The organism is Achromobacter sp. T5-5, assembly GCF_055397965.1.
In genome coordinates this window covers 2,792,914-2,818,409 of record NZ_AP027919.1, presented here as the reverse complement: position 1 = coordinate 2,818,409, position 25,496 = coordinate 2,792,914, and the positions used below count along the sequence as shown (strand labels likewise).

General features: G+C 56.5%; 21 protein-coding genes and 1 pseudogene. 8 read left to right on the top strand and 14 right to left on the bottom strand.

Annotation, left to right across the window (positions count from 1 at the left end; translation table 11 throughout):
- Positions 1 to 13 precede the first annotated feature (13 nt).
- The 3 genes from ACZ50Q_RS12765 to ACZ50Q_RS12755 all read right to left on the bottom strand — a co-directional run bounded on the left by ACZ50Q_RS12765 (position 14) and on the right by ACZ50Q_RS12755 (position 3,861).
- A complete protein-coding gene (locus tag ACZ50Q_RS12765) occupies positions 14 to 2,533 on the bottom strand; it encodes an AAA domain-containing protein (protein ID WP_464081990.1) in 2,520 nt (839 codons plus the stop codon).
- A gap of 10 nt (positions 2,534 to 2,543) precedes the next feature.
- Positions 2,544 to 2,921, bottom strand: a complete 378-nt coding sequence (locus tag ACZ50Q_RS12760; protein WP_464081729.1) for an imm11 family protein — start codon at positions 2,919 to 2,921, stop codon at positions 2,544 to 2,546.
- A gap of 127 nt (positions 2,922 to 3,048) precedes the next feature.
- A complete protein-coding gene (locus tag ACZ50Q_RS12755) occupies positions 3,049 to 3,861 on the bottom strand; it encodes an SDR family NAD(P)-dependent oxidoreductase (protein ID WP_464081728.1) in 813 nt (270 codons plus the stop codon).
- Between the two features lie 90 nt (positions 3,862 to 3,951).
- On the opposite strand from ACZ50Q_RS12755, the gene ACZ50Q_RS12750 reads away from it, so the two are divergent.
- Positions 3,952 to 4,749, top strand: a complete 798-nt coding sequence (locus tag ACZ50Q_RS12750) for an aminoglycoside adenylyltransferase family protein (protein WP_464081727.1) — start codon at positions 3,952 to 3,954, stop codon at positions 4,747 to 4,749.
- Positions 4,750 to 4,797: 48 nt separating this feature from the next.
- Here the strand turns inward: ACZ50Q_RS12750 and ACZ50Q_RS12745 are convergent, their stop codons facing one another.
- Genes ACZ50Q_RS12745 through ACZ50Q_RS12735 form a run of 3 tightly spaced genes read right to left on the bottom strand, consistent with a single transcriptional unit; the run spans position 4,798 to position 7,995 of the window.
- Complete coding sequence (locus tag ACZ50Q_RS12745) at positions 4,798 to 6,081, bottom strand: hypothetical protein (protein ID WP_464081726.1); 1,284 nt, start codon at positions 6,079 to 6,081, stop codon at positions 4,798 to 4,800.
- 45 nt (positions 6,082 to 6,126) lie between these two features.
- The gene (locus ACZ50Q_RS12740) at positions 6,127 to 7,023 is read right to left on the bottom strand and encodes a methylenetetrahydrofolate reductase (RefSeq protein WP_464081725.1); all 897 of its coding nucleotides are present in this window, start codon (positions 7,021 to 7,023) and stop codon (positions 6,127 to 6,129) included.
- Positions 7,024 to 7,077: 54 nt separating this feature from the next.
- Positions 7,078 to 7,995 (bottom strand): LysR family transcriptional regulator, encoded by a 918-nt coding sequence (locus ACZ50Q_RS12735; protein WP_076520538.1) that lies wholly within the window; start codon positions 7,993 to 7,995, stop codon positions 7,078 to 7,080.
- A gap of 216 nt (positions 7,996 to 8,211) precedes the next feature.
- Between ACZ50Q_RS12735 and msuE the strand changes: the two genes are divergently transcribed.
- From msuE to ACZ50Q_RS12715, 4 genes are all read left to right on the top strand, one after another.
- Positions 8,212 to 8,793, top strand: coding sequence for an FMN reductase (msuE, locus tag ACZ50Q_RS12730; protein ID WP_464081724.1), 582 nt, complete (start codon positions 8,212 to 8,214; stop codon positions 8,791 to 8,793).
- A 168-nt stretch (positions 8,794 to 8,961) separates the two neighbouring features.
- Positions 8,962 to 9,945 (top strand): DUF1852 domain-containing protein, encoded by a 984-nt coding sequence (locus ACZ50Q_RS12725; RefSeq protein WP_464081723.1) that lies wholly within the window; start codon positions 8,962 to 8,964, stop codon positions 9,943 to 9,945.
- Positions 9,946 to 9,972: 27 nt separating this feature from the next.
- Positions 9,973 to 11,001, top strand: a complete 1,029-nt coding sequence (locus tag ACZ50Q_RS12720; protein WP_464081722.1) for a methionine synthase — start codon at positions 9,973 to 9,975, stop codon at positions 10,999 to 11,001.
- Between the two features lie 269 nt (positions 11,002 to 11,270).
- On the top strand, positions 11,271 to 12,032 hold the full coding sequence (locus ACZ50Q_RS12715) for a class I SAM-dependent methyltransferase (protein WP_464081721.1): 762 nt from the start codon (positions 11,271 to 11,273) through the stop codon (positions 12,030 to 12,032).
- A 387-nt stretch (positions 12,033 to 12,419) separates the two neighbouring features.
- Here the strand turns inward: ACZ50Q_RS12715 and ACZ50Q_RS12710 are convergent, their stop codons facing one another.
- The 4 genes from ACZ50Q_RS12710 to ACZ50Q_RS12695 all read right to left on the bottom strand — a co-directional run bounded on the left by ACZ50Q_RS12710 (position 12,420) and on the right by ACZ50Q_RS12695 (position 17,237).
- Positions 12,420 to 13,463 (bottom strand): TOPRIM nucleotidyl transferase/hydrolase domain-containing protein, encoded by a 1,044-nt coding sequence (locus tag ACZ50Q_RS12710; RefSeq protein ID WP_464081720.1) that lies wholly within the window; start codon positions 13,461 to 13,463, stop codon positions 12,420 to 12,422.
- Between the two features lie 95 nt (positions 13,464 to 13,558).
- Positions 13,559 to 14,707 (bottom strand): UvrD-helicase domain-containing protein, encoded by a 1,149-nt coding sequence (locus ACZ50Q_RS12705; RefSeq protein WP_464081719.1) that lies wholly within the window; start codon positions 14,705 to 14,707, stop codon positions 13,559 to 13,561.
- Positions 14,700 to 16,301 (bottom strand): ATP-dependent nuclease, encoded by a 1,602-nt coding sequence (locus ACZ50Q_RS12700; RefSeq protein WP_464081718.1) that lies wholly within the window; start codon positions 16,299 to 16,301, stop codon positions 14,700 to 14,702. The genes ACZ50Q_RS12705 and ACZ50Q_RS12700 overlap by 8 nt, the downstream gene beginning before the upstream one ends.
- Positions 16,302 to 16,367: 66 nt before the next feature.
- Positions 16,368 to 17,237: a DUF5677 domain-containing protein gene (locus ACZ50Q_RS12695; protein WP_464081717.1), complete on the bottom strand. Its 870-nt coding sequence runs from the start codon at positions 17,235 to 17,237 to the stop codon at positions 16,368 to 16,370.
- A 227-nt stretch (positions 17,238 to 17,464) separates the two neighbouring features.
- Between ACZ50Q_RS12695 and ACZ50Q_RS12690 the strand changes: the two genes are divergently transcribed.
- Complete coding sequence (locus ACZ50Q_RS12690; RefSeq protein ID WP_464081716.1) at positions 17,465 to 18,382, top strand: hypothetical protein; 918 nt, start codon at positions 17,465 to 17,467, stop codon at positions 18,380 to 18,382.
- A 182-nt stretch (positions 18,383 to 18,564) separates the two neighbouring features.
- Here the strand turns inward: ACZ50Q_RS12690 and ACZ50Q_RS12685 are convergent, their stop codons facing one another.
- Positions 18,565 to 18,804: a DUF2274 domain-containing protein gene (locus ACZ50Q_RS12685; RefSeq protein WP_464081715.1), complete on the bottom strand. Its 240-nt coding sequence runs from the start codon at positions 18,802 to 18,804 to the stop codon at positions 18,565 to 18,567.
- A pseudogene (locus ACZ50Q_RS12680) lies at positions 18,801 to 19,184 on the bottom strand (TraB/TrbI/VirB10 family type IV secretion system protein); the annotation flags it as partial. The gene ACZ50Q_RS12685 and the pseudogene ACZ50Q_RS12680, both read right to left, overlap by 4 nt.
- Before the next feature lie 158 nt (positions 19,185 to 19,342).
- Between ACZ50Q_RS12680 and ACZ50Q_RS12675 the strand changes: the two are divergent.
- Together ACZ50Q_RS12675 and ACZ50Q_RS12670 are read left to right on the top strand one after the other, a co-directional pair.
- Positions 19,343 to 21,460: an ATP-binding protein gene (locus ACZ50Q_RS12675; protein WP_464081714.1), complete on the top strand. Its 2,118-nt coding sequence runs from the start codon at positions 19,343 to 19,345 to the stop codon at positions 21,458 to 21,460.
- Between the two features lie 46 nt (positions 21,461 to 21,506).
- Complete coding sequence (locus ACZ50Q_RS12670; protein WP_464081713.1) at positions 21,507 to 21,938, top strand: very short patch repair endonuclease; 432 nt, start codon at positions 21,507 to 21,509, stop codon at positions 21,936 to 21,938.
- A gap of 3 nt (positions 21,939 to 21,941) precedes the next feature.
- On the opposite strand, the gene ACZ50Q_RS12665 is transcribed toward ACZ50Q_RS12670, so the two are convergent.
- A complete protein-coding gene (locus ACZ50Q_RS12665) occupies positions 21,942 to 23,381 on the bottom strand; it encodes a DNA cytosine methyltransferase (protein ID WP_464081712.1) in 1,440 nt (479 codons plus the stop codon).
- Positions 23,378 to 25,480, bottom strand: coding sequence for an ATP-binding protein (locus ACZ50Q_RS12660; RefSeq protein WP_464081711.1), 2,103 nt, complete (start codon positions 25,478 to 25,480; stop codon positions 23,378 to 23,380). The genes ACZ50Q_RS12665 and ACZ50Q_RS12660 overlap by 4 nt, the downstream gene beginning before the upstream one ends.
- Positions 25,481 to 25,496: the final 16 nt, after the last annotated feature.

The following is a 25,496-nucleotide window of genomic DNA, read 5'->3' as shown; positions in this document are numbered from 1 at the left end:
CAAGCCGGCTGCCTCACGCAGCCTCGCGCACCGCCCAGTTCAAAAGAAACTGCGCAAGCCGTTCTTCGATACGGCTCTCTACCGTCTTGAGCCGCAGCACGGCGATGCCGCTTTTTTCCAGAATGCTGTCCTTCAACGCGTCCCGCTCCGCTTGCTCGGGCGCGTCATGCGTCCCGCCGTCGACTTCGATCACGCCCACGGGCGTCTTGCCCACCCGGAAATAGACCACGAAATCGCAGCTGGCGCCCTGTCCCATAAACTCGCGTTCGCGGGCCGTCAGCGCGGGATTGGACGTTGCCGCGACCTGATTGAGCGGGACCTGCGAATGGGACATCAATGCCCCGCAGGATGGTTCGGATAGCGCGTCGCGCATCAATGCCGCCAAGATACGTTCAGACTTGAACGCCGAATCCTTTTGCTGTAATCGCGAGGCAAGCCGATCGAGCGACCTGTCGTATTCGCTGTACAACAGATCAAAAGCCGACACCACGGGCGCACGCAGGACCTGCTTTTCTTCCGCGTAATACTCCATGTACCGGATCAGGGCAGCAATGGGGCCATTTCCTGCCGTAAAGACATCATCCCCCGTCACCAACGTGAACCGATTCTTGGCACGCGACACCGCAACATTGACCATGCGTGCGTCATCGACAAAATCCATCCGCTTTTGATTCTCGCGCTTTTTGTCGAGCACCGTGGAGAACACGATCTCGTCGCATTCCCGCCCTTGAAACTTGTGCACGGTGTCACGAACGAAATCGCCAGGCAGACGCGATCCGGACAAGACGACCTGCGCCCGGAAGGGGGCAATAAACCCCCTGCCGCCTTCCTGCCACGCGCCTTCCGAGCCCGGCGCTTCCAGTGATGCCATCAGGGAATCCAGTTCGCGAAGATTGCCGTTGCCGCGCGAGTGATTGCCCTTGGCGGTGACGACAAGCCTTAACGCGCCATTGCTGGCGTCGCTGTTCATCGGTATGAGTTCGTTGCCATAGAACTGCTGATTGCAGAACTGGATGATCCTCGTATGGCAGCGATAGTGCTCTTTCAGCAGCGTCCTGGACAAAGATCGTTTGAACACACCAATGCTGGAGTCCAGGAGGCTGTGCTTCTCGCAGTCGTATTCGGCGGCAGGCGCAGGGATGTCAACACCCGATGGAATATGCGCCAGCTGTTTGCTGTCGCCAACGATGACGGCGTTCTTTGCGCACCCCAGCGCCAGAATCCCCGGGATGATGTCTTGCTGGGACGCTTCGTCGATGATGACGTAGTCCAGCACCGCGCCGGATTCGATGGAATTGACGATCGAATGCGTGCTGCTGGTCAGGATCGGAAAGCGCTTCAGGAAGGCGTCGAAGTCGCGGCGGTACGTGTCTTGTTCGAATGGCTTGGCATCTTGCACATGCCGATGAAGATGCGCTTTCAGATACGTCATCGACCCCTTGGTCATGTCTTCAAGCAAAGCGCGGAAGTTGCCGCTGGCCAGCACCGCTTCGCAGGCCGCCAACTCAGCGCGCTTCTCGTCATGCAAGTTGTCGTAGTACTGCATCTGCAAAGCTTGGACGGCTGCACGCCGCCGCTCCCCGTCCCCGAAGGCTTGGACGCGGAGTATCTTGAAGTTCAGAAACAGGTCAAGCCGATTCCTCAACCCGATGCGGCCGTCGCCAAGCCGCGTCAGATAGGCCATCAGATCCGCCAACTTTTGCGCAGGCAGTTTGAGCTTGCGCAACGGCTCGCCGCGCGGGATTGTGTTTTCCTCCCGCCACTGCCTCAAATACCGCCGCTCCACCGCCACGTCGTCAATTTCCGCCCTGAGTCTGGCCGCCGCGTTGTGTGCAGTCAGGAACTGCTTCAGCGCCGTTTGTATCTTCTGCAGTGACTCCATTGTCGGCGGCGATTCCGGTTCCTGGGTCGGCACCTCCGGCTGGGTCGCAAAAAAGTCCTCACGGTTCTGTTTGCTTCCGAGGCAAGCCACCAGGTAGTCCAGCCCGCACTTTCCGAGCTTTTCGTAGACGTTCCCGACAGCGGAATTATTGTTGGAAAGGATTGCTACCGTTTGGCCCCGCAAGAGGATATTCGCGATGATATTGAGGATGGTCTGCGTCTTGCCCGTCCCGGGCGGTCCCTCGATCACGCTCACCTGCGCCTCAAACGCGCGGTTCACTGCCAACAACTGACTTTCATTGACGCCGAAGGGAAAGATCAGGTCGCCGACGGATCCCCGCCGCGCATTCTGTCCTGTGCAGTAGGCATACAGCGCGGTGTCTGCTCGGGGAGGCAACCGATCCAACTGCCGAGTCACATTGGCCGCCACCCTCTTCTGGTCCCCAGTCGCCGCGCCCTCGCGACCGTTCGCCACCGAAACGAAGTACTGGAAGACATCCGCGCGATGCAACGGCGCCTGCGGCATAAGTTCGATGTCTTCGAGCTTCTCCACATAAACCCTTGAAGCGCCCGGATACTCGATGGCGACGAATTTATCACCATAGACCAGCGCCCTCTCGACGGGCTTGGCTACCGCGCTTCCCTTCTTCATGCGCAGCATTTCATTCAGTTCGCGGGTCGGTTCGATCCGGCAATCGCTGATCGGGCGGCTGAACGACTTGCCCGAGGGAAAATGGCATGTCAGCACCAGGTTCTGGTGCTTGTCGCTCCAGTGGAGTGTCCAGTCGCGGATCTGCCGCGTTTTGTCTTCGCCAAGAACAAATACCGATGCCATAGCTTTGCCACCAAATACTCCAAGCCAACTGCCTATCAAGACACGCAGGCTGGAACGATAACAAATCCGCCGCATCCCTTGGCATTCCGCCTTCTTCCGGCACGTGGACCACGTGCGCCCTTTCGCAATATTGCGAGGGATCGCCATTTGGCGGGTCCATCGTGTACATGCCGGGCGGCACCAGCTTTTCCTCGTTGGCGATCACCAGGCGGCGGCCAATGCCCTCGCGCCACAGGCTCGCCCCAAGGATGAAGTACTTCCATTTTGCGATACCGATGTGGTCACGTGAACGTTCGCCTGGCGCTTGCTCGCGCCTTTGAAAGGCAAGACGCCTATTCCGACGGCCGCGTCTGCGTCAACCCAGTCGGCGGCCCGTCAATCGCCGTCCACCCCGCATCCACCGCCAGGCTGCTGCCCGAAATATAGCTGGCCGCATCCGACGCCAGAAACGCCACCGCCGCGCCCACCTCGGACGGCTGGCCCCAGCGGTTCAGCACGGTATGCCCGGCGTACGTGTTGTAAATGTCCGGACGCTCCTTCAGCGGCTCGGTCAGGCGGGTCTCGATGATGCTCGGCATCACCGCGTTGACGCGCACGCCGTAACCGCCGACCTCGGCCGCGAACGCCTTGACCATCTGTTCTATGCCGGCCTTGGTGGCCGCATAGATGCCCAGTCCGGGCTCGATCGTCACGGCGCGCATCGACGAACACAGGATCATGCTGCCCGCGCCCTGCTTCATCATCGGCCGGCCGAAGTGGCGCATGAAGTGGAAAGCGCCGCGCAGGTTCAGGTTCACGACCTGGTCGAATTCTTCTTCGGTGTAGTCGACGATCAGCTTGCGGATGTTCAACGCGGGCGTCGCCACCGCGATGTCTATCCTGCCTTGTTCGTCCAGCACCTTGGCGGCCAGCGCCGCGATGGACTCGCCGCTGGCGGCATCGGTCTGCGCCCAGCCGGCCGGACCGCCTGCGTCAACGATCTGCGTCGCAGTAGCCTGCGCGCCGCCCTCGTCGCGGTCGGCGCACGTCACATAGGCGCCCATCGCGCCCAGCGCATGCGCGGATGCCTGGCCGATGCCGGAAGCGGCGCCCAGCACGACCGCGGTTTTGCCTTTCAGGCTGAATAGTTGGGGGTAGTTGGTCATGAAAACGTCGATGAAAACGGTTATGGAAGGGGCCGCCTCGCCACGGTCAACGGACTGCCCACTGCGATACGGCCAGGCTATCATCCTTGCATGACCCGCACGCTACCTGCCCCGATCGCTGTGCAGATCGACGAGGCCAGACGCCTCATCGAACGCCATCTCGGCACACGCCTTGTCGCCATCCATCTGTTCGGCTCAGCGGTGGATGGCGGGCTGCAACCGCACAGCGACATCGATCTGCTCGTCATCGTGGATCAGCCGCCCGGCGAGGCCGCGCTCCGGGCGCTGGCGACGGCGCTCCTCGCCGTCTCGGCGCCCCCGGGCCAATCGCCGAAACTGCGCGCGCTGGAAGTCACCGTACTGGCGCTCGAACATGTCGTCCCGTGGCGCCACCCGGCCCGGCGGGAACTCCAGTTCGGTGAATGGCTGCGCGACGATCTGACGGCCGGGATCATGGAGCCGCCCATGATCGACCACGACCTCGCCATCATTCTTACCCAGGCGCGCGGCCACAGCATTGCGCTCGTTGGACCGCCGGCCCACCAGGTATTTGACCCCGTTCCCCAACACGACCTCACGCGTGCCCTGCTCGATACGGTCGCCCAATGGACCCGACCCGAGGACTGGGCGGGCGATGAGCGCAACATCATCCTCGCGCTGGCGCGCATCTGGTACACGGCGGTTTCTGGCGAGATCGCTTCCAAGGCGGATGCGGCGGCATGGCTGTTGCCGCGAGTGGAAGCGTCGTACCGCCCGATCCTCAGCAAGGCGCGCGCGATTTATCTTGGTCAGGCCGACGACGATCTGGCGGCACGCCATGCCGCCGAAACCGAGGCGTTCATCGCTCATGCGCGCGGCGCTATTGAAAGGATTTGCTCCACCGCCTGAACGGCGGAGCATGCCTTCAGCGCTCAGTCTTTGGATCCCTATCCGTTCTTAGCGCGACGCGCCGATCTGCAGCAACGCAAGATCGCGCTGCATATAGCGAGTCATGATCTGGCTCAGGATCGGGTTGCCCGCAGTCTCGGCTTTCGCAGCGGTCAGGCTGACGACCGCCGCACACAGCTTGCCTGCCTGGACGGTGCTTCCCTTTACGTCGGCTTGCACTGCGCCGGCCATGGTTTGCTTCCAGGCGGCGGCTACGCCGTCAACGGCCTGCTGGGCAGCGCCACAATCCGCGTATGACAGGGAAATCACGACCCCGGGCGCGTTCTTGACCTGCACGTCCGCGATGATTCCTGAAAAGTAAGGCGGGATGCCGCGACCGCTGGATGCCGCGATCGCTTCAAGCTTCTGCTTCGCGCTTTGCATGTCGCCGGGATCGGCAAACAACACCTTTGCCGGATCGACGCCTTGCAGACCCAGCACGGGCGAAATGACGGCCGCTTGCACAATCCGGGCGCCGTCCGAGGGCACGGCTTGCTTGAGCCCCGCGATCGAAGCGGCAACCATCTGGCTGTCCGCCACCGAGGGAGACGTTTTGGCCAGCGCCCGCATTCCGGTTGGGGATGACGCCTGGACCAGGGCCGCGTCCAGCGGCAGCACGAACGTGGGCATACCCATCGTGCCTCGCCAAGGGTCTCGTCCGCTGGCCTTGGTCATGTCAGGTTTGTTGGCCTCGCCGTTCGCCATTAGACCAGCCACATCGCCATTCAACGGCTTGAAATCGGACTGCACGAGGCGATCCACCAACGTCGCGGCGGATTCTTTGTCCTTCAGCCCCCAATACGAGACATTGCCGGGCGACTGGCCAAACCCGCCGAAATAGGACAGTTCATCGAAAGGGATCTTGGCGTGATCGGCCCACTGGTCCAGCCCGTATCCAATGGATTGAAGCGGGCTGATGGCCTGGGCGATGGAGAGCCGGCGCATGCCGTCGGCGGTTGGCCCGGACTTCTCCAGGGCTCGCCAGGCTTGAACGTCGAGAAAGAAGAATTGCATCGCGTCAGAGGCGGTCAACACTACCTGGGGCACTTGCTGGAAGGCTTGCTGTAGTGTCCTGGTGCTGTCCTGGGCAGCGACCGACGTGCAGCAAACTGAAAACAGGCCGAGTGCAAGAGCCCTTACGCGCATTGAATATCTCCCGTTAACCAATTTTTCAGCCGGATATGGCGCCTTCGGCATCACTATCGCAGCCAAGACCATCCAGACAATGCGTTCGTCTTTACCTTGAACGGTGTGCACGGTGCCGATGAAGCATTCAATCTGGTCATCCTCCAATCTGCCGGGGAGAATACCACTCCAATTATGGGAACTTCGCCCTTGTCATAACAGGGCTGCGCTGACGGGGCGCAGCTTCTCGGCGCGAGAGCGGTACTGCTCTATCCATTTCACGGACTGCGCGATGCCTCCGAATGGAAAGAAATGCAGGCTCACGTTTCCATGTGCTTGCGTCAGCCCTGCGGCCAGGCGATCCACAAACACATCGGGCCCCGCCGTGCCAAACAGCTTGCCCAAAGAGATTCCGTATTTAGACCACATCGACGCGCAGGCGCTGACGCCGCACAAGGCCGCATAGCGAGCAAGCACCGCGATCCCTGCGGGGCCGGGCACGCCCACCCGAACGGGATGTTCAATGCCACGCTCGCGCAGGGTTTTCAACCACGTCAGCACGATGTCGGCATCAAAACCAAACTGCGTGACGATCAGGGGCGTCATGCCGCGCATGCCGATGCCATGGCACTTGCGTTCGAGCACGTTCCATCGATCGGTCGCGCTCATGACCGGATGGCCTTCCGGATGTCCGCCTACGCCCACAACCTGAATGCCCGCGCGCTCGAAAACGCCAGTTTCGATCAGCGAGGTGCTGTCGAGAAACGGCCCCAGCGGCGTCGGAGGATCTCCTGCGATCACGAAGCAGCGCTCAACGCCAGCCTCAGCGACCGCGCGCCTGACGAACGAATCAAGCTCGGTAAGCGACGCGATACGGCGCGCGGAAAGGTGCGGCATCGGCTCCAAGCCCAGCGCCCGCACGGCTCGCGCTGCGGCCAGTCGCGCGTCATTGTCCTGGCCTGGCAGGTAGGGAATGGAAATGGTCGACCCTGGCGGTATCCGCGACGCCGTTGCGGCCAGCGCGGAAATGTCCCTCGCGCTGACTTCCAACGAATAGGCGTCGGTGATGTTGCCGGGGGACTGGTATGTGCTGGGATGAATCAAGGACATGACTGAAGGGCACGCCGAACGGCTCGGCAGGCGGTTGGTGTTCGACGGCCGACCTCATCCATTGGCTTTTTGCGCAATGGCAGGGGCAATTGCCGGCTGGCGAGCCAATTCAATGAAGGCCCGCACATAGTCAATGCCAGTCTCCGCCTCGCGCGCGCCCAGGAAGATCTGCTTGGCAATGCCGCGCACCCCCAGCCTCACTGGCACCACGTCCATCCTGGCCGCGTATTCCTCGACCAGCCAGCGCGGCAGCGCTGCCACGCCGCGTCCGCTGGCCACCATCTGCACCATGATGTCGGTGGTCTCGATGGCCTTGTGACGCTTGGGCGTAACGCCGGCCGGCAACAGGAACTGGTTGTAGATATCCAGGCGCTCGATGTCGACGGGGTAGCTGATGAGCACTTCCTGGGTCAACTGCTGCGGCCTCACGTACGCCACAGACGCCAGCGGATGGCCCTTGGGCACGACCAGCACCTGCTCGTAGTCGAACACGGGCTCGAACTTGAGGCCCGGTTTGAACAGCGGATCGGGCGTGACCAGGAGGTCGATCTCAAAACCGAAGAGTGCCCCAATCCCGCCGAACTGAAACTTCTGCTTGACGTCCACATCCACGTCGGGCCATGCGGCCAGATAAGGAGAAACCACCTTGAGCAGCCATTGGTAGCAAGGGTGGCACTCCATGCCGATGCGCAGCGCGCCGCGCTCGCCTTGCGCAAACTGTCCCAGGCGCTCTTCGGCCAGATCCAGTTGCGGCAGCACGCGATTCGCCACCGCCAATAGATATTGGCCGGCCTGCGTCAGGCGAAGGCTTCGCCCTTCTCGCAGCCAGATGTCGGTGCCCAGCTGCTGTTCCAGCTTCTTCATGCTGTGGCTCAGGGCCGACTGGGTCAGGCTCAGCACGCCAGCGGCGGCCGTCAACGACCCCTGCTTTTCGACCTGCTGAACGATGCTGAGATGGATGCGCTCAAGCATTCAGATGAATTCCGCTCATGGATTTGTGAAATAAAACCATTTTACTTCATCACTCCCGTCCCCTAGTATCCCGTCCCATTGATCGTTCGCATGTTTGCAAGCGGACCTTGCCATTAATCAAGACTTGAATTCACGAGCACCCGCGCCGCTTCCGGCGGCGCACACGCATACGGCATTGCCGCAGCGGCGCGTGGATCCATCTTCATGAAGCCCAGAATGACACGTCCCCTCCGTCTAGTCGCAGTTTCCGGCGGACTGCAACGCCCCTCCAAATCCGCAGCCCTGGCGGATCACCTGCTGGACCTGATCGCTGACGAACTTCCGTGCGAACAACGCCTGGTGGAACTGGGCCAGCTTGCGCCGCAACTTGCTGGAGCGGTCTGGCGCTCCCACCTGCCCGAGACGGTGGAGCGCGAACTTGCGGCGGTCGAGCAGGCCGACGTCCTGGTGGTGACCACCCCGGTTTTTCGCGGCTCTTACACCGGCCTGTTCAAGCACTTCTTCGACTTCATTCATCAGGACGCCTTGGTCGACAAGCCGATCCTGCTGGCTGCCACCGGCGGCAGCGAACGCCATGCCCTGGTGATCGACCACCAACTGCGGCCGCTGTTCAGCTTCTTCCAGGCCCGCACCTTGCCGCTGGGCGTCTACGCGACCGACAAGGATTTCGCCGATTACCGCCTGCAGGACGCAGCCCTGATCGAGCGGGCCAGACTCGCAGTCCACCGCGCGATGCCTTTGATCGCATTGGCGCGCCAATCGGCAATGGCCGACGCCGAGGAAGCGGTCGCGGCCTGAAGCCATCCCGGCCCACGCAGCCTCCCCCCGGCGGAGGTTGCAGGGTCTTCCAATCCGACTTATGCCCCTGAGCACCCACCGCAGGCGCGCTTCCCGCGTGTCGCGTCCGTTCAGAAAACGGCCTTAACTCTCCGCACACTTTTCGCAAAATCAGCGCAGCAGACCACCATGAGCAACGCGTTCACATTCAATATCAAGAGCATCCATTTCGACGAGAACTATCAGCCGTCGGACAGCACGCGCATCACGACCAACTTCGCCAATCTGGCCAGGGGAGCGAGTCGCCAAGAAAATCTGCGCAACACCTTGCGGATGATCGACAGGCGCTTCAACAACCTGGCGCATTGGGACAACCCGACCGGGGACCGCTACGCGGTCGAACTCGAGATCATTTCCGTTGAAATGAACATGGGCGCCGAAGGCGGCAACGACGCCTTTCCGCTGATCGAAATACTGCAAACCCATATCGTCGACAAAAAGCGCAACGAACGCATCGAGGGCATCGTGGGGAACAATTTCTCCTCTTACGTGCGCGACTACGATTTCAGCGTGCTTCTGCCGGAGCACAACAACGACAAATCCACGTTCAGCACCCCGGACGATTTCGGGGTGTTGCATGGCAAGCTGTTCAAGCACTTTGTGAACTCAAGCGCCTATAAAGAGCGCTTCAGCAAGCCGCCTGTCATCTGCATCAGCGCGTCGAGCAGCAAGACCTACCATCGCACCGAAAACCACCACCCCATCCTGGGCGTCGAGTACCGGCAAGATGAGTTCTCATCGACGGATCAGTACTTCGAAAAAATGGGGTTGCAGGTCCGCTACTTCATGCCCCCGGGCAGCGCCGCCCCCCTCGCCTTTTATTTCCAGGGCGATCTGCTTGGCAGCTACACCAATCTGGAGCTGATCAGCCTGATCAGCACGATGGAAACGTTCCAGAAGATCTACCGCCCGGAAATCTACAACGCCAATTCCGCGGCAGGCAGGCTCTATCGACCGAGCCTGAAGAACCCCGACTACTCCTTGACGCAGATTGTCTATGACCGCGAAGAGCGCAGCCAGCTCGCCGTCAAGCAAGGGAAATTCACGGAAGCGCACTTCATCAAGCCCTACAAGAAAGTGCTCGACTCCTGGGCAGCCAACTCCGCTCTCTAAACACTCGACATACACGGAACACTGATCATGAAAAAACTCCTGCCCACTTCGACCGCCGGCAGCTTGCCGAAACCGTCCTGGCTGGCCCAGCCCGAAAAACTCTGGTCGCCCTGGAAACTGCAGGACGAGGAACTGGTCGAGGGCAAACAGGACGCCCTGCGCCTGGCGCTGCAAGAACAGCAACACGCAGGCATCGACATCGTCAGCGACGGCGAACAGACCCGTCAGCACTTCGTCACCACGTTCATCGAGCATTTGAGCGGCGTCGATTTCGAAAAGCGTGAAACCGTCCGGATCCGCGATCGCTATGACGCAAGCGTCCCCACCGTCGTCGGCGCCGTCAGCCGCCAAAAGCCGGTTTTCGTCGAAGACGCCAAGTTCCTGCGCCAGCAGACCAAGCAGCCCATCAAATGGGCGCTGCCTGGCCCCATGACGATGATCGACACGCTGTACGACGCCCACTACAAGAGCCGTGAAAAGCTGGCCTGGGAATTCGCCAAGATCCTGAACCAGGAAGCCCGCGAACTGGAGGCTGCCGGCGTCGACATCATCCAATTCGACGAGCCCGCATTCAATGTCTTCTTCGACGAAGTGAACGACTGGGGTATCGCCACCCTGGAACGCGCAATCGAAGGGCTCAAGTGCGAAACCGCCGTGCATATTTGCTATGGCTACGGTATCAAGGCCAATACCGACTGGAAGAAAACGCTGGGTTCCGAATGGCGCCAGTATGAGGAATCCTTCCCCAAGCTGCAGCAATCCAGCATCGACATCATCTCGCTGGAATGCCACAACTCGCATGTGCCGATTGATCTGATCGAACTGATTCGTGGCAAGAAGGTGATGGTGGGTGCGATTGACGTGGCGACCGATACCATCGAAACGCCGGAGGAAGTGGCCAATACCTTGCGCAAGGCGCTTAGGTTTGTGGATGCCGACAAGCTGTATCCGTGCACGAATTGCGGCATGGCGCCGCTGTCGCGTCGGGTGGCGAATGGCAAGCTGAGTGCGTTGAGTGCGGGTGCGGAGATCGTCCGGAAAGAGCTTGCGGGCTGATGCCGATCTGAAAATCTGAAAAGGACAAGGCGCTGATGCGCCTTTTCTTTTTTTACACAGCGGGCAGGATTGGCCGCAGGCCATTACGACGAATCAGGACCACCTCCCGATAATCGCCTGCTCGATCCTTGACGCAGTGACAATCAATAAGTCTGCCTTATTCCACTCCCTCTTTCCCGACCACACCAGCCCCATCGTTGATCGCGGCAGATGCGCGGTATGCCCAAGGCATTTGAGGTAGCATCCCCGACTCGGCATGGAGAGTAAGAATGCAAAACAGGTACGGAAAACTCGCCTCTTGGATCTATCACCTGGATAAGCCCATTGGCCACTCCTTTGGCGATCTCGAGTACTACCAGCAGCGTCTGACCGATTGTGAAGGTCCCATATTGGAGCCGGCGGTCGGCAATGGCCGCATTTTCATACCCTTGCTTGAAATGGGCTTCGCCATCGAAGGCTTCGACGGCTCACAAGACATGCTCGAATATTGTCAGCAGGAATGCCGGAACCGGGGGCTTCTCAATACCCCTACACTTCAGACATTCGAGCAGTTCAGCTACGACCAACGTTTCGCGGCCATCATCATGCCCGCTGGATCATTTCAATTGATCACGCAAACCGCCTCGGCGATGACCGTACTCAGGCGGTTCTGGGATCACCTGCTCCCCGGCGGAAGAGTCATCATGGACATCGACCCCGTCGAAAGCATCGTCGCAGAGGCAAATGCCGCACGCAGTTGGACGGTGGGCGGCGACAGTCTGCTCACGTTGACCAGTCACCGGGCCGAGATCGATTACGTCAAACAAACGACGCTCTCCCATCTGCACTATCAACACTGGCAAGGCGGCATTTTGCAGTCCGCAGAGATTGACCTGTTTCACTTGCGCTGGTGGGGTGTCGATGAGTTGGCATTCGCAATGCGCGAAGCGGGTTTTGTGGATGTGGTGGTATCGGGTGATTATCAGCACGGCCGCCAAACCTGCAAGGGCGACCGGATCATCAGTTTCGAGGCGAGTCGACCAAGCCGGTGAGTTTTGAAGCGGGCATCCTTGGTGAAACCGCTGGTACTGACATACAGCCCACGATCATCCTTGTGGCGGCCGCCAAGAACCTGATACACGCCGTAAAAAAAGGCGCCGAAGCGCCTTTTCATTACCGCGAACTCAACTGCCGCAGGATCACTCCCACTCCATCATCAACAGGCCACCCAAACCCGCGTGGTTAAAGGGATTGGCTGCGATTGAGATAGGCCATTACCGTCGCTTTTACCGTCAACGGAACGCAGCTTTAGAGAAGCGGATTCGGGACGATTTACGGAGTGCAAAGCTATCATCAATCGGCTTCAATCATACCGAATAGAGTAGCCGGATAAAAGTTGGACGCAGCGGAGTTGGTTCTTCGCAGGACAACCAAGAAGGTCAGCCACCCAGGATTGCCGCACAGAACTTCTCGAATTGCTCGTCCTGCTGGCGGAGTGCGTCGATGTCGAGCGTTTCAGCGGCGCTCCGAGAGACCTCGATCCAAGATTTGCCAGGCCGCCGCAACTTGTTAAGGTTGAGCCATGTCTCGATCGATGGATTCGGGATCGCTGCGACCCAATTTTCGAATTCTAGGCCATTGGCGAGCATCATAGCCGTGCCAGCTGGGTCGTTGTCGCCATCAGTGACGATGAGAACTTTGGATTCCGAGTGGAATGTGTTCCACATGGCATTGGCGACGCGGGGGATGGTGATTTTGCCCATGGCGGTCAGAATCTTGATTGATCGGCTGGAGCCTGCGGCAGCGAGGATCCGCTCAGCGAGCGTGGCAATTACAACGCGATCGGAATCCCCCTCGCATACGATGAGGAGATCAGCCGTGGCCGGTTCGGCTGGCCGAGTGTCAAACACGCTCCCGGTCGTCTGGTCGAAACGCAGCAAATCAATCTCGATGCTTCGCGTCTTCGTGGCGGTAACGAGTTCGCCCTCTGCCGGGAAGTAGATCGCACCCTCTTCCGCAGCCTTGCGCAGCTTGTGCTTCAAAACATTCTTGAAGCCTCCGCCACGGATGATCGCCGCATCCATGTCACGCTGATCAAGAAGAATGATGTTCAGCGCCTTTCCAAGAATAAGCGCGTCGACAGCATCTTCCGCATAGCCGGACATAGAGATGAAAATGCCGATCGTGCCGGCAAGCTTTCCGTCTACCTTCCCTTTGAACTGGTAGAGCGTGGACGCCGGCAATGGATCTGCGTGCCATTTGGCTTCGAGAAGATAAATCCTGCCATCAAGATAGATGGAGCCGTCTACTTGCTCACCCGATGGCCGGTAGCCAGTGCGTGGCTCAAGGTCCTCGTACACAAAGAGCCTATTCAATAGGCGCTCAAAAGCAAATCCGCGCCGCCGCTTAGCGTTGCCGTCAGCGTCGACCGGAAGATTTGCAAGCCCCTCGTATTCCGTCCTGATCGCGTGCAATTTGCTCATCTGACTACTCAAATAATATTGTTGACAGCAATAGTCTCATCGGAAGAAAGAAGCGCATTTCGACGAAATTATTACGTACATGGCTGCATATACTCTTACCTGGTTATGCACAGATGATTCGTCGCTAAACTAGAGACTTCCGAATCGTTATCGAACTCAGCTAGGGATGGCGGTGCCGGACGCCAATAAGGCAAAACGGACTTGCCCGGCTTATCCATGACGATGGCGACGCTCTGTCTTGCTCGGGTCACGGCGACGTAGAAGCTGGAAGCGGAACTCGCTTCTAAATGGACCCCAGACGCAATGAACTTGGCGATTGGCCCAGTCGGTACGATCAGCACCCGTTCGTATGTCATACCCTTTGACACTTTGAAGTTCAGATAGGCGAGATCGAATGCAAGGCCTGAAAGTACGTTGTACCGCAGACACTGGGGTTGAAATGAACGAACATACTCGATGACGTCCTTTGTTGCGACCAGGAATACGCCATCGTGGGCTGTCGCCGTTTCATTCTCGGATTGGGTTTCTGGGAATCCCCAGGAGGGATCAAAGATGCTGTCAGAAAACTTCGCAACGACGGGATGACATCGCCAAGTCGTCACGCTTTCCACGATTTCGAGCCTCCCTTTCGCCTGGCGCTCTCGCGCCCAATTGATGGCTCCGGCATAAGAGTACTTTGAGTTCTTGGAGCTACGCGGATTTGTCGCTAGAACGGACTGCCGGATATCACCGACCATGCGAATCTCTATCGACGAACACAGTAGCACGTCGATGATGTCCCAGTCATAGGCGCTGAGATCTTGCACTTCATCGACCAGAATTTCGTCGTAGATGCACTCTAGCCTTTTCAAGAGCGCCCCCCTGCTTTCTTCAATCAATTCGCGGGCGAGTCGGCCAAGTTCACACCCATATACGGCGCCGCTCTTGTCCATAAATCGATCGATGCCCTTTGCCATGCGATGGGGTCGTCCGTCGAAGTTAAAGCCCAGGACGCGGCATCCAGGGAACTTGAACGGAAGGAATGGCCTCGCGAAATGTCGCAGCAGAAACGTAAACCACCCCATCACCTCGACGTGGTGGTGGTCGCCTGCATACTGTTTCAGTCGACTGATCAGCTCCTCTTGGTTAGCCTGGGTGTATGTCACGACCAATACTCGGCGCTCGTGCGACGCAGAAGCACAGCGCTCCACGATACTCTGAGTTTTTCTGGAGCCGGCGACGGCGAGCGTCAGTTGGTTACCCATGGGCAAACTTGACCGCTTCGAGAATGTAGGCCGGGGGAACGATTTTCTTGGAGGACACTCCGATCCGAAGCGCCGCCTCAGTCTTCTCCCGCGTCATCCACTTCAGCAGGTCCGCATGAGGAGCGACGCCGAGAATCTCACGGAGGACTGCCTCGCCGTTGTAGTGAATCAACTGAGGCTCCAAAGTCGCGCCGTGGACAGTCTCACCAATGAAGATTTCCCGTTCACCCCTCTTCAGCCATACATCTACCGAGCTGCGAAGTTCAGCAGGATCAACGCCGTCATTATCACGAAGCGCAGCTATCGGTTTGTTGAGGGCGGCACACAGTTCCAAACCTCGCGCCAGTGAAAGTCCACGCATGCTTAGTACGTCGACGCCGCACTCCATCGGCCGTTTTCCGTACGTGTCATGGAAGACTCTTTCAAATATGATCTCGTCCGATGGCCCCTCTACCAACACGATTTTGCTCGCGAGAACAATACGTAACGTGTCGTATCCTGGGAGTCTCTTGAAGTAGCGGACCGTTTCCGGATCGAGCATCGAGAGTTTGGCCGCGACATCCTTGCCCATCAAAAGAAGCGCATCAAGCCCCAAGCGGTTCAGCACGAAAGAGCTATGGGTAGTGACGAACAGTTGCTGTTGGTCACCTGCAAGCGACTCAATCCTCGAAAGGAGTGTGGTCAGACTAGTGTGCGTCAGATGGTTCTCGGGCTCTTCGACCATAACGAACTTGGCGCGTCCGGCGTGGCGGTTCATCGCCAGCGAGATCTTGATCGCCGACTGCTGCCCCTGGCCAGACATGCTGAACGGCACATCACCTACGTGCGGAGTTACGACCCCTTCCCAAGATGTCCTCGCGCTCTGATCCATGGCGAGCGCGATAGGCCGGCTGTGCAAGGTGGCATGCACAGAGCTCATCCTTGTGTTGACAGCACTTAACGCCGTCGTCGACATTGAGGCTTTCACGCGACGGTATTCCAGGGATATCTGAGCCCTCTCCGCCGGCTCGAGTTGATCCCCCAGGATTTGACGCAGGTGATAGTCAATCCCGCTGGATGTTCGAACCGTGTGCGAATTGATGACAGCGGTGACCAGGACCTTCGGCCGTATTGTCAACTCCTTGTCCGCGAAGGATCGCCAGTCGCAACGATAGTACTCAACTGGCAGAAGAGTCGTCGGCGACCTTGCCCACTCCTCCAACTCTGGCCCGTAGTCCGGATTCGCGGAGATCCGCATTGTCACGCCTGGACAGGCAGTTGTCGGAACATGCGTATTGATGGCCCCACAAAGCGTCTGCAGTTCCGAAAGGTTTTCGAACGTCAGCTCAATCAATATCTCCGGGAAGCTAACCGGAATACCGCTGGCTCTTTTCTCAATAAACTCCCGCACAACGCCTGTATTGAACCAATGTGGGTTCAGCTCTTCGGCAACACTGCGGCCATTGATACGCCCGGTCAACGCAAGCGCGACGGCCTCCATGAGGGTGGATTTTCCGGATTCATTGGCTCCGACGATAAGGTTAAACCCTAGGTTCGGCTCGACCGTCAGATCCTTGTGAATTCGATAGCCTCGAATCTTGATTTTTCGTATCACTAGTTCTCCCCTTGGCGCTTCGTCTTTACCCGCTTATCCTGCCTGCGACCGAATACGAAGACCACCCTACACCTGGGGCACCCCTGCAGCCTCGGCCAACTCATGAACGCCTTTTGCAAGCCCTCGACGCAGAGCCTGCAAGTCCTCGTTGTCACCACGGCCGTAGCAGATGACGCAAGAAGCCACGGCCTCTACAAAGAACACGCACACGAGGCGACTCATCATAGTCGAATAGGCCCACGCCTCGGCACCCACCTTATTTCGACTACCGTCGTCAAGCGACAGCGCCATAAGCGCAGTCAGTGTATCTTCGCCAGTGATATGACTTGCCCCACTCAACCGATGATAACTCTCGTAATAATCTGTCTGGCGACCAAGCAGCTCAAACCGTTTCAGAAGCGTTGACGGCCAAACGTACGATCCCCGAGCCTCTTCGATTTGACACTGGATTTGGACGAGCGAAAGGTACTTAGCATATCCGTCCACCAGCTCCTTCCGTTCTGCGATCATCTTTCCGATAGATTCGGCGTGCTCAGCATCAACCCTATCACCCCAATCACCGAGCTTCTTCTTGTGTTCTCGAACCCAAGATTCCAGGAAAGCAACCAAGGTGCTTGCATTCCCCACTGTCGCGAGATACATCAGATTGACCGAGCCCTCCACCACAGTTCGACCAAGTGCTTCGCAGCTCGCTGGTGAGCCAGTTGCCAGCGCCACGAGCATGGCTTGAGCATGCTCATATATTCTGGACATCAAGTTAAGAAAAGCATGAATGCGAAAACCGTCTTCCGGACTAAGGGGTTCGACATCCGAAAGAAAACTGAAGCCAATCGCCTGAGCGTCGTAAACGGCATTCACTGCGATTCTTATTGTTCCGAGATCCAACTCCGAATCAAGCCTAAACTGCCTTCGAAACGTGTGAAGATGATCTGCCATGGCATCTTTTCCTAATGCATACCGGGTTTTTGCTATTTCGATTACTGGGGCTGCGTCCAACGCGACGCAGCCTCGGAAGAGGCGTTAGAATATCAGGCGAATGAAATCCCCCTTTCCTTCCGATAAAATCGGACTCAATTATTTTTGTAACCGTCGCCCTTAAGACAGGCTTGCACCCATTAATATGCTCCAGAGGAAAGGACGACTAGCATGGAAGCACCCAAACTATGAGCGATCTGTTCAACGTTGACGGCGCCAATCTCGATCTGGGGTTCGAGAACCTGAAGGCCGCCGAAAGCCCGATTGAGCAGCAGCTTCGCGTCACTCTGCAGGAGATGTGGACTCGCTACGAGCCCTATGCCGATCCAGACTTCCGTCAAGGATTCGCGCGTGACGTGGATGGACGCTTCTGGGAAATGTATCTGGGTTGCATGTTTCTTGAGGCGGGACGCACGTTGTTGCCCGTCGCCGACCGGCGGCGCGAAGGCGGCCAGCCCGATCTATGCGTGCTCGACGAGAATCGCCGCATCTGGATTGAAGCTATCGCTCCAGACGGAGGCGCTCCGGGACCGGACCAGATCGTGCGACCTCTGCCGATCAATGAGGGCGGCGGCCTCATCGCCGCGCCAATCCGTCAAGCGCAGCTTCGGACCTCCGGGGCATTCTGGACCAAGGCAAGGAAGATCAGCAGATATATCGAACAGGGCGTGATCGCGCAGGAAGACGCTCGCATCGTCGCGATCAGCGCCAGCCGCTTCGGAATGTATGTTCCCGAACATCCCTTACCTCTCATCATGACAACGCTGTTCCCCATCGGCGACGCTTTCCTCACAATCAATCGCGATACAGGCGATGTCATCGAAGAAGGCTTTCACGCCGCGCCCTTGATCCACCGACAACGCAATCCGATCCCGCGCACGGCGTTTCTTGACGAGCGCTTCGCCGACATCTCTGGCGTGATCTGGTCACGAGTTGGCCTTGGTAACCTCTCGCGTCAGGTTCGGCCGATCACCTATGTTCACAATCCTCTGGCACAGGCACCATTGCCCGTGAGCTGGGGCGTCTGGGACCGTGAGTTCGTGACAACCCGTCAGATCGACAACTGGGAATCCACCGACATCCTTGCTGCACGGGAAGTGTTCTGAAGATGAACTTGAGTTCGCGCATCTACCACCGACAAGGCTATGGGGGCCGACAAAGTCCCCAACCGACGCAGCTTGACTTGTCACCTCAATCAGCCAGCGCCAATTAGAGATCAATACGCTGTCGCTCGAACACGCCCCAATTTCGATCCCGTACATATCAAGCATCGGTCTTCCCTCAGGCCTCATTTAGACGAGAGCTTTGATGGTCCCTGCCCTGCCCTCTTAAACCCTCTATCCCCGGCCATGAAGGCTTCCAGCATGTGCGGAATCAGCACCGCGGCATCGACTGCTTCGCCGTAGGTCTGCGCGTGCAGCGCGGCGTAACGGTCGAGGTCAGCTTTCAGGCTGGCCGGGCAGACAAAGGTCAGCTTCGTGGATTCCGTTTTCGGCAGCGGCCCGAGCCGCAGCTTGCGCGTCGTCATCGTGAAGCCCCCCGGTTGAAGAAAAGTGGCTGGTAAGGACGCAGCACCAGATCGCGGTTGACGATGATGCGAACCGGCAGGCCCGGCCGTTCGGTCAGCGTCGGCTGGATGTTCATATTTCGCCGGGTCATCTCTTGGCCGACCTGATTGATGCTGTCTTGGGCGCTGTCGCGCCCTGCGATGACGATGCGGTTGCCGTCCTGCCGATTCTCTGGCGCGGCCAGCTCGCCCCCGACACCCAGCAGCGTCGTCAGCGCCGCCCCGGCGAAGATGCGGCCCCAGTGATAGTCCACGTCGTCTTCCAGTCCGGCATAACCAGCCGGGTCGGTGCCGGCCAAGTTGTCGAGCGTGAGCGAAGACGTGTCGGGCAGGATGATCCGCTTGATGCGGAGCACGACAGCGCGGCCCGGCAACACCGGGAGACGTAATACTCAAATCATGTAACAATAAGAAAACGCAATAACGCAAGTACTTTCACGGCAATTGATACCGTCGTAGCTGGGCCTAAATGGATTGAGCCATCGACGCAGGGGACCACATGAATCAGTCAGCGCCTAATTCGCCTCAGCTTACTCTTCGGTTTGCACATAACGTCATCGAGCATCTCGGCCTGAAGCTTTATCAAAATAAGCCAACGAACGTCCTAGCAGAATTGGTTTCCAATTCGTGGGATGCAATGGCTTCCAACGTCTTTATTGATCTAAGCGTGTCCGAACAAGGCACACCTACAGCCATCAGCGTTTACGACGACGGCCAAGGAATGAGCAAAGAGAGCCTGATTAAAAATTATTTAGTGGTCGGGCAACCCAAACCAAGACCGAACGACGCAAACCATGAGGTAATCGGCCGATATCCTACGGGAAGAAAAGGGATAGGCAAGCTCGCTCCATTCGGAATTGCCCAGATCGTTCACGTAATAACGGTTCATGATGGAACCGCGATGTGGCTCCGATTTGACTATGCAGCTATGCTCGCTTCAGAGCAGCAGGATGCATCAACCACCGCAATTTATGCCCCCGAAATATTAGCTGACGAAACCCCACTTAATGACGTTCTGATTGAAAATGATTCAATCATGAGTGGAGTTTTTCTAAAGTTTAGAGATGCTATTGCAGCCTCCGGCTCGGGGACGCTGATATATACAACCTCATTGACTATCAAGAAGCAAATCTCAACGAATCAGCTACGAGAGTCTCTAGGCCGCCGATTCACTGTAACTCTAGCACGCCCCGACTTCAATGTTCATGTAAATGGCGGAATTCTCACCGAGGCCGACGTATTCCCAGAGTGGGAGCTTCGAATACCCGAGCAAGGAATGTCGGAACACGTTCTAAATACACCTATCGGAAATCGCTCAGTTAAATTCTGGGTCGGGTTCGTTAAATCTGCTAGCTGGTCTCAAGAGGAAGCTGGAGTGGGGGTCTATGCTCATGGCAAGATTGCCCAGGATCGGCCATTTTTCTTTGGGGTGAAAGGCCGCGAAATTTTCTCAAGATATATGTATGCCGTAGTTGAGGCGGACTGGATTGACGAGTTACAACAAGACACTATTTCGACTGATAGAACGAGCGTCAACTGGGAGGACTCTGATCTTGAGTCACTGTATTCTTGGGGCGCCCAATCCGTAGTTACATGGATTTCAGCCTACGAGCAACGCAGAAAAGAAATCTCCAAAATCGAAGACGTAGCACTAGTCGAGGGGTTCCTCAATAACACCCGGGACATTCGCCTGAGAGAATCAGAGAAGGGGCATCTGGTCGAGCTAATAAGTGACGTAACACCTCGCCTTGGGAAAGACAATGATGCAAAGAATCGCCTCATTGAAGCTGCAGCAAAAGCATGGGTACATGAGCCGGCCAGAAAATTGATAAAGGAGCTTTGGACGCAGGTCACTACGTTCGAACCGTCCGCTTTTGTCTCATCCGTAAACAGACTAAGTGATGAATTGGTGCCGGAAAGCTTGTCGCTAGCCGTAGCGTTCTCTCTACGTGTTTTTGCCTTAACTCAACTTCATGGTCACATACTCAAAGGTCAAGAAACGCAACTTCAACAGCTAATCGAAAATTTCCCGTGGATACTGCATTCAAAATATGAGAAATACGTCTACAGAAAAAGCCTGGCAAACATTGTAAAAGACGAAGCAGAGTTAATTGCTAAGCGCAATCCGTTCCCTGCCATCCCAGCAGATCGGACGCTTCCAGATTTCGTCTTTTTCGGAACAGCTGAAGATAGGGAGATTCTAGTCGTCGAACTTAAAGGACCTGGCGATATTGCCGAGCACGAGGAATATCAACAACTACATTCTTATGTGCTATATCTAGCATCACGCTTCCAAGGTGCCAAGGTTTATGGCTTGCTCGTATCAGGCGGCCATGCACCCTACCTTTCGAGTTATCGCTCAGAAGCCATAGATTTCGAAAAATGGAGCGACGTACTACTGCGGTCTAGACGGGGGCATATGGATCTACTGACGGCACTCTTAGTTGGGACGGATCCTGTAGGAGACGATGCACGTATACAGCAGGTATGTGAGCTAGGTGGCCAGGCGGTTCAAGATTTTCTTACCCAAATGAGTGAGCGCGAACCGACACTCCGTGATTTAGTTAATCGTCTAAAGCCAGTGCCGGGGACGCCAAGGCCGAATTCCCAGCCCTAGGCCTGCTATTAAGAGACCAGTTTTTTAAGAGAAATTCTCTAATCTAATGGCAAAAGCGAAATCACTGTCATACATTGACGTATCTGCTGCCACACGTCGCCGCATGCAAGCAGTGCGAGGGGAAGATACGGCACCGGAGCTGAGGGTTCGTCGCCTATTGCATGCGATGGGTTATCGGTTCCGGTTGCACGTCAAGAAACTACCTGGATCACCAGACATTGTTCTTCCGAAGTACAAAAAGATCGTACTGATTCATGGATGCTTTTGGCATGGCCACATGGATTGCAAGCGCTCCAAGCTACCGGCTAATAACTCAGAAACTTGGAGATCCAAGATCGCAAGCAATCAGGCGCGCGACCTTAGAAACACTTCTGCCTTGCACGACTTGGGATGGGACATACTAGTGGTATGGGAGTGCGAGACAAGAGATCAGGTAGCACTTGTCAAACGTCTCAAAGAGTTCCTCCCATCTGACTAGAGTTCAGTTCCCCGCATTCACGACTGAAACAGTGGCAGTGGAATTATGACTATTGGCGCGTCGACGAATTAACACATCGCTAGAATACGAGAAGTAAGTAGCTGGATCTGGGCGTCCATCTTTTTTTGCTGCAGAAGACAGTTTTTCCCACCCTTTGCGGCATCGCTCGTCACTTTGCGCCATTGGTGCACGCTCCCATTCTCGCGTCAAGATGCCGTGCAGAACTTCACCATGCATCTTGGTAAAAGCAGGAGGAACTGCTTCACCAATCATCTCTCTGACGTTCGAGTGACCAAGCTTCTTTAATGCGTCCCCCCACTGGAAATCTCTTGGAAAAGTTTGAATTAACGCACACTCAAGCGGACTGAGCAGTCTGTGCTGCGTAGGATGAATAGTATAGTCACTTCCGATGTGCCCACTAGCCGTCGTCACGGTTGCAGCAGGCTTATCCCCATGCATCCTCCGATAGCTACTTTTGAATCCTTTAACCAAGCGATAACTGCCATCGGCCTCTTGAACGATGGGCCGAAGTAGTGGCTGATTGCAAGACGGGCATAGTACCGTATGGGGTGACGCCTCAACTGGGCCACAATGGTAACAAACGTTATTTTCCCATGCACTTTTCCCTGTGGGAGGTATCGCCTTTACCATCGCGTACATGCGCTCATTCCATACGGGAACGGCATGAAATCCGGCATATTCGTCTGCAGATGCCGTTTCTGGGCTGGCAGCGTCCAGCGCAGGCAAGGCAAAGCGTTCCAACGCAGCAGACAGTGTTATTGGTTTTGCGTTCCCCACATCGGAAGCGTGCGTTGCACGAGGGAATGGCGTACGGCCGATACGGAGCAACTGCTTGAGTCCCGGCAGATCCTTTCTTACGAACGTGAGAAAGGCGCGATTCCGAGACTGTGGGACACCGAAGTCACACAAGTCAGCCACCATGGGAAATGCAACATAGTCATCGGCCAAGGCCGTAATTAAATAATTGGCAGCAGACACGGGCCTGCTGTCCGTAGGATGATGCACCTTTCGAGTTAAAAAGGCAGGCACGTTTTCCACGACTAACAATGCGGGCTTCAACTCCATTGCCACATTGGCAACAACGGTAACCAGCAAATTGCGCTCATCTTTAGAGCCTGCATCAGCGTCATCGTGACTACCCTTCCCCGAGCGCGCTGAACTCATTCCTTGACAAGGCGGGCAAGCACACAATAAGGCGGGGCGTGCTTTCCCTGCTTTAGCTCTATATTTCTTTACGACAGTCTTCCAGGTCTCGCGAAGATCGCCGGGCACACCTTCCGCACCGGGGTGATTAAGAAGGCACACCTCTAGCCTGCGATGGTCTAATTCCGCCATTACTTCAAAGCAGAAACCTGCCTCACGATAACCAACGTCGCCCGCACCGCAGTTAGAGAAGAGACTGACAGCTCGAAGCTTCTTCATTTTCTATTACCTTGACGTTTTTGCACGCTCAAATCGTGCACGTCCAAAAACTGCTCATGAACCTTCTTAGCACGAGAAAGAAAATCACGCCATGACATCCTCCGGACTCGATTCTTTTCTTCAAGTCCATGAAAAGTACGTAAATTGGCGCTTTGTTTAAGTTTCAATCCATCTGCCACTAAGTCAATTCGCCATTCTCGATAGAATTCAGCCACAGTCTCTTTATTTTCTTCAAAAAACTGCTCAAAAGCATCGACATAATTGATCAAGCGAGAAAAGTCTGCATCATCGAACGCGTGATCCGCTTTCTTTATTTCTACTATATGTAGAAGTCCGTCAATACTCACCAACGTAAAATCAGGACGCTTGGTTTCATAATCAATTGCCAAAGACACTTTCGCACCATGCTTGCTTTTCCAGAATTTCTCAAAAGCATGCTTAAAATTCTTCAAGCTCTGGTTCTTGGTTATGACAGTCCATGAAGGCTCGATCAACCAGGGAGCGTTCGCAATAAGCCCTTGAAATTGATTCTCATCCATCGACACATCGATGATCTGCTGCAACTCGTTAATGACACGCACTCGCTGAGCGGCAATCTGCGCATACGATGCAAGCTCTGCAATTTGCGCTTTGCTAAAGATGTCAAGCATTTGATCCATCGAGGCCTCTCCTTTCATCACCTGATTCGTGAATTCGTGGAAGGCTTCCATTAGCGCCTGATGCGGGGCTACCGACAGGATAATTTGCGATAAATCCTCAACGTAAACATCGTCGTTGAGTTCATCTTCTGCTGCAAATCCACCAAATTTCTTGGCCAAGTCTATGGCGACGCGTGCTACTTGTTTGTCGCCAAAGCGCTCACGCGCGCGATCTTCAATCTTGGATTTCCGTAAGAACTCATCACGCACGCGTGTTCGACGAGGTTCTCGCGAAATACGGGCAATCTCTTTGATCAGCTCTGCCCCCCATCGGCGAAGCAATTGTCCGTAATCAGAATCCCACAGAATGTCTTGCCGGTCCGTTCGAACTAGATCATCCCCCTGATCAAGATCAAGCCACTCTGCTTCCACTTGTCCTACCAAGTACGACCGCATGGCAAACTCGCCGGTAAATCCAGCCGGCTGATTAAAATCGCGGGTTACTCCTGCAATTTTGCCACGAGCATAGATGCGGACCCCCATCATTTCCTCGTTCTTGTACGCTTCTTTAGCCATACCTAACCAGCCGGAGACGGGCAAAATTGAGCCGTCATCGTCAACCACAGGTCGGCTGGACAGATCAATTTTTGATCCTGGAAGAAGTGGAATCTCCAGTGGATTGACCTGCACTGGTTTCTCACTATCCTTGGTTGCGTCAACAATGAGAATTTTGAAGTCAGGCTTGGCAAACGTGAAACGCACTGCGAGTTGTCGTAAAAACGTATCTAGGTCTGGAACCCGTTTAGCCAAAAATGAGGTTAAGCGAATCCGAGTTCCAGATTTTTTGCTCCAGGTTTGATCGTCACCTCCCACCTCCAACGGAACGGCCTCGTCCTCATCCGTGACGATCTTTTCAAAGTCCATGAAGAAATGAGTAACGGCGTAGCCTTTCGCCGTTTTCACACCACCAGCAGACCAAACCTCAATCCGCCGGCAAATGCCGAATGGCGCGAGTTTTCCTATCCCTTTTCGCCCCATCACTGGACGTTTCTTTTTACGCGAGCGACTTCCGTCCTGGCCTTTACGGCTACGACGATCTGCCCCAACCCGCAAGTAGAAGCCAATAGCTTCATCGGGCGTCATTCCATGGCCGTCGTCTTCCACGTCGATGACGTATCCAAGATCGGTAAGCGTACCACCCGCTTTGGATGCCAACTGTAGGTTTAGAGGTAGCCGAACCGTGACGGTTTCAGCGTCCGCGTCGTAGCCGTTGGCAATCAGTTCCGCAACAACGGCGCTCGCTTTGTCGTAAAGCTTCACCCCGAGCTTGTCTACGGTCAGACGCGAAATGCGCAGATGGTACGGAGACGGCTTTGCTGATGGCTTCTTCGCGGCGACTTTTTTGGCGTGGCCCAACTTGCCACGTTCGGCTGACACAACGCGACGAGAAGATGTGGCCATCGGCAACTCCAGAGTG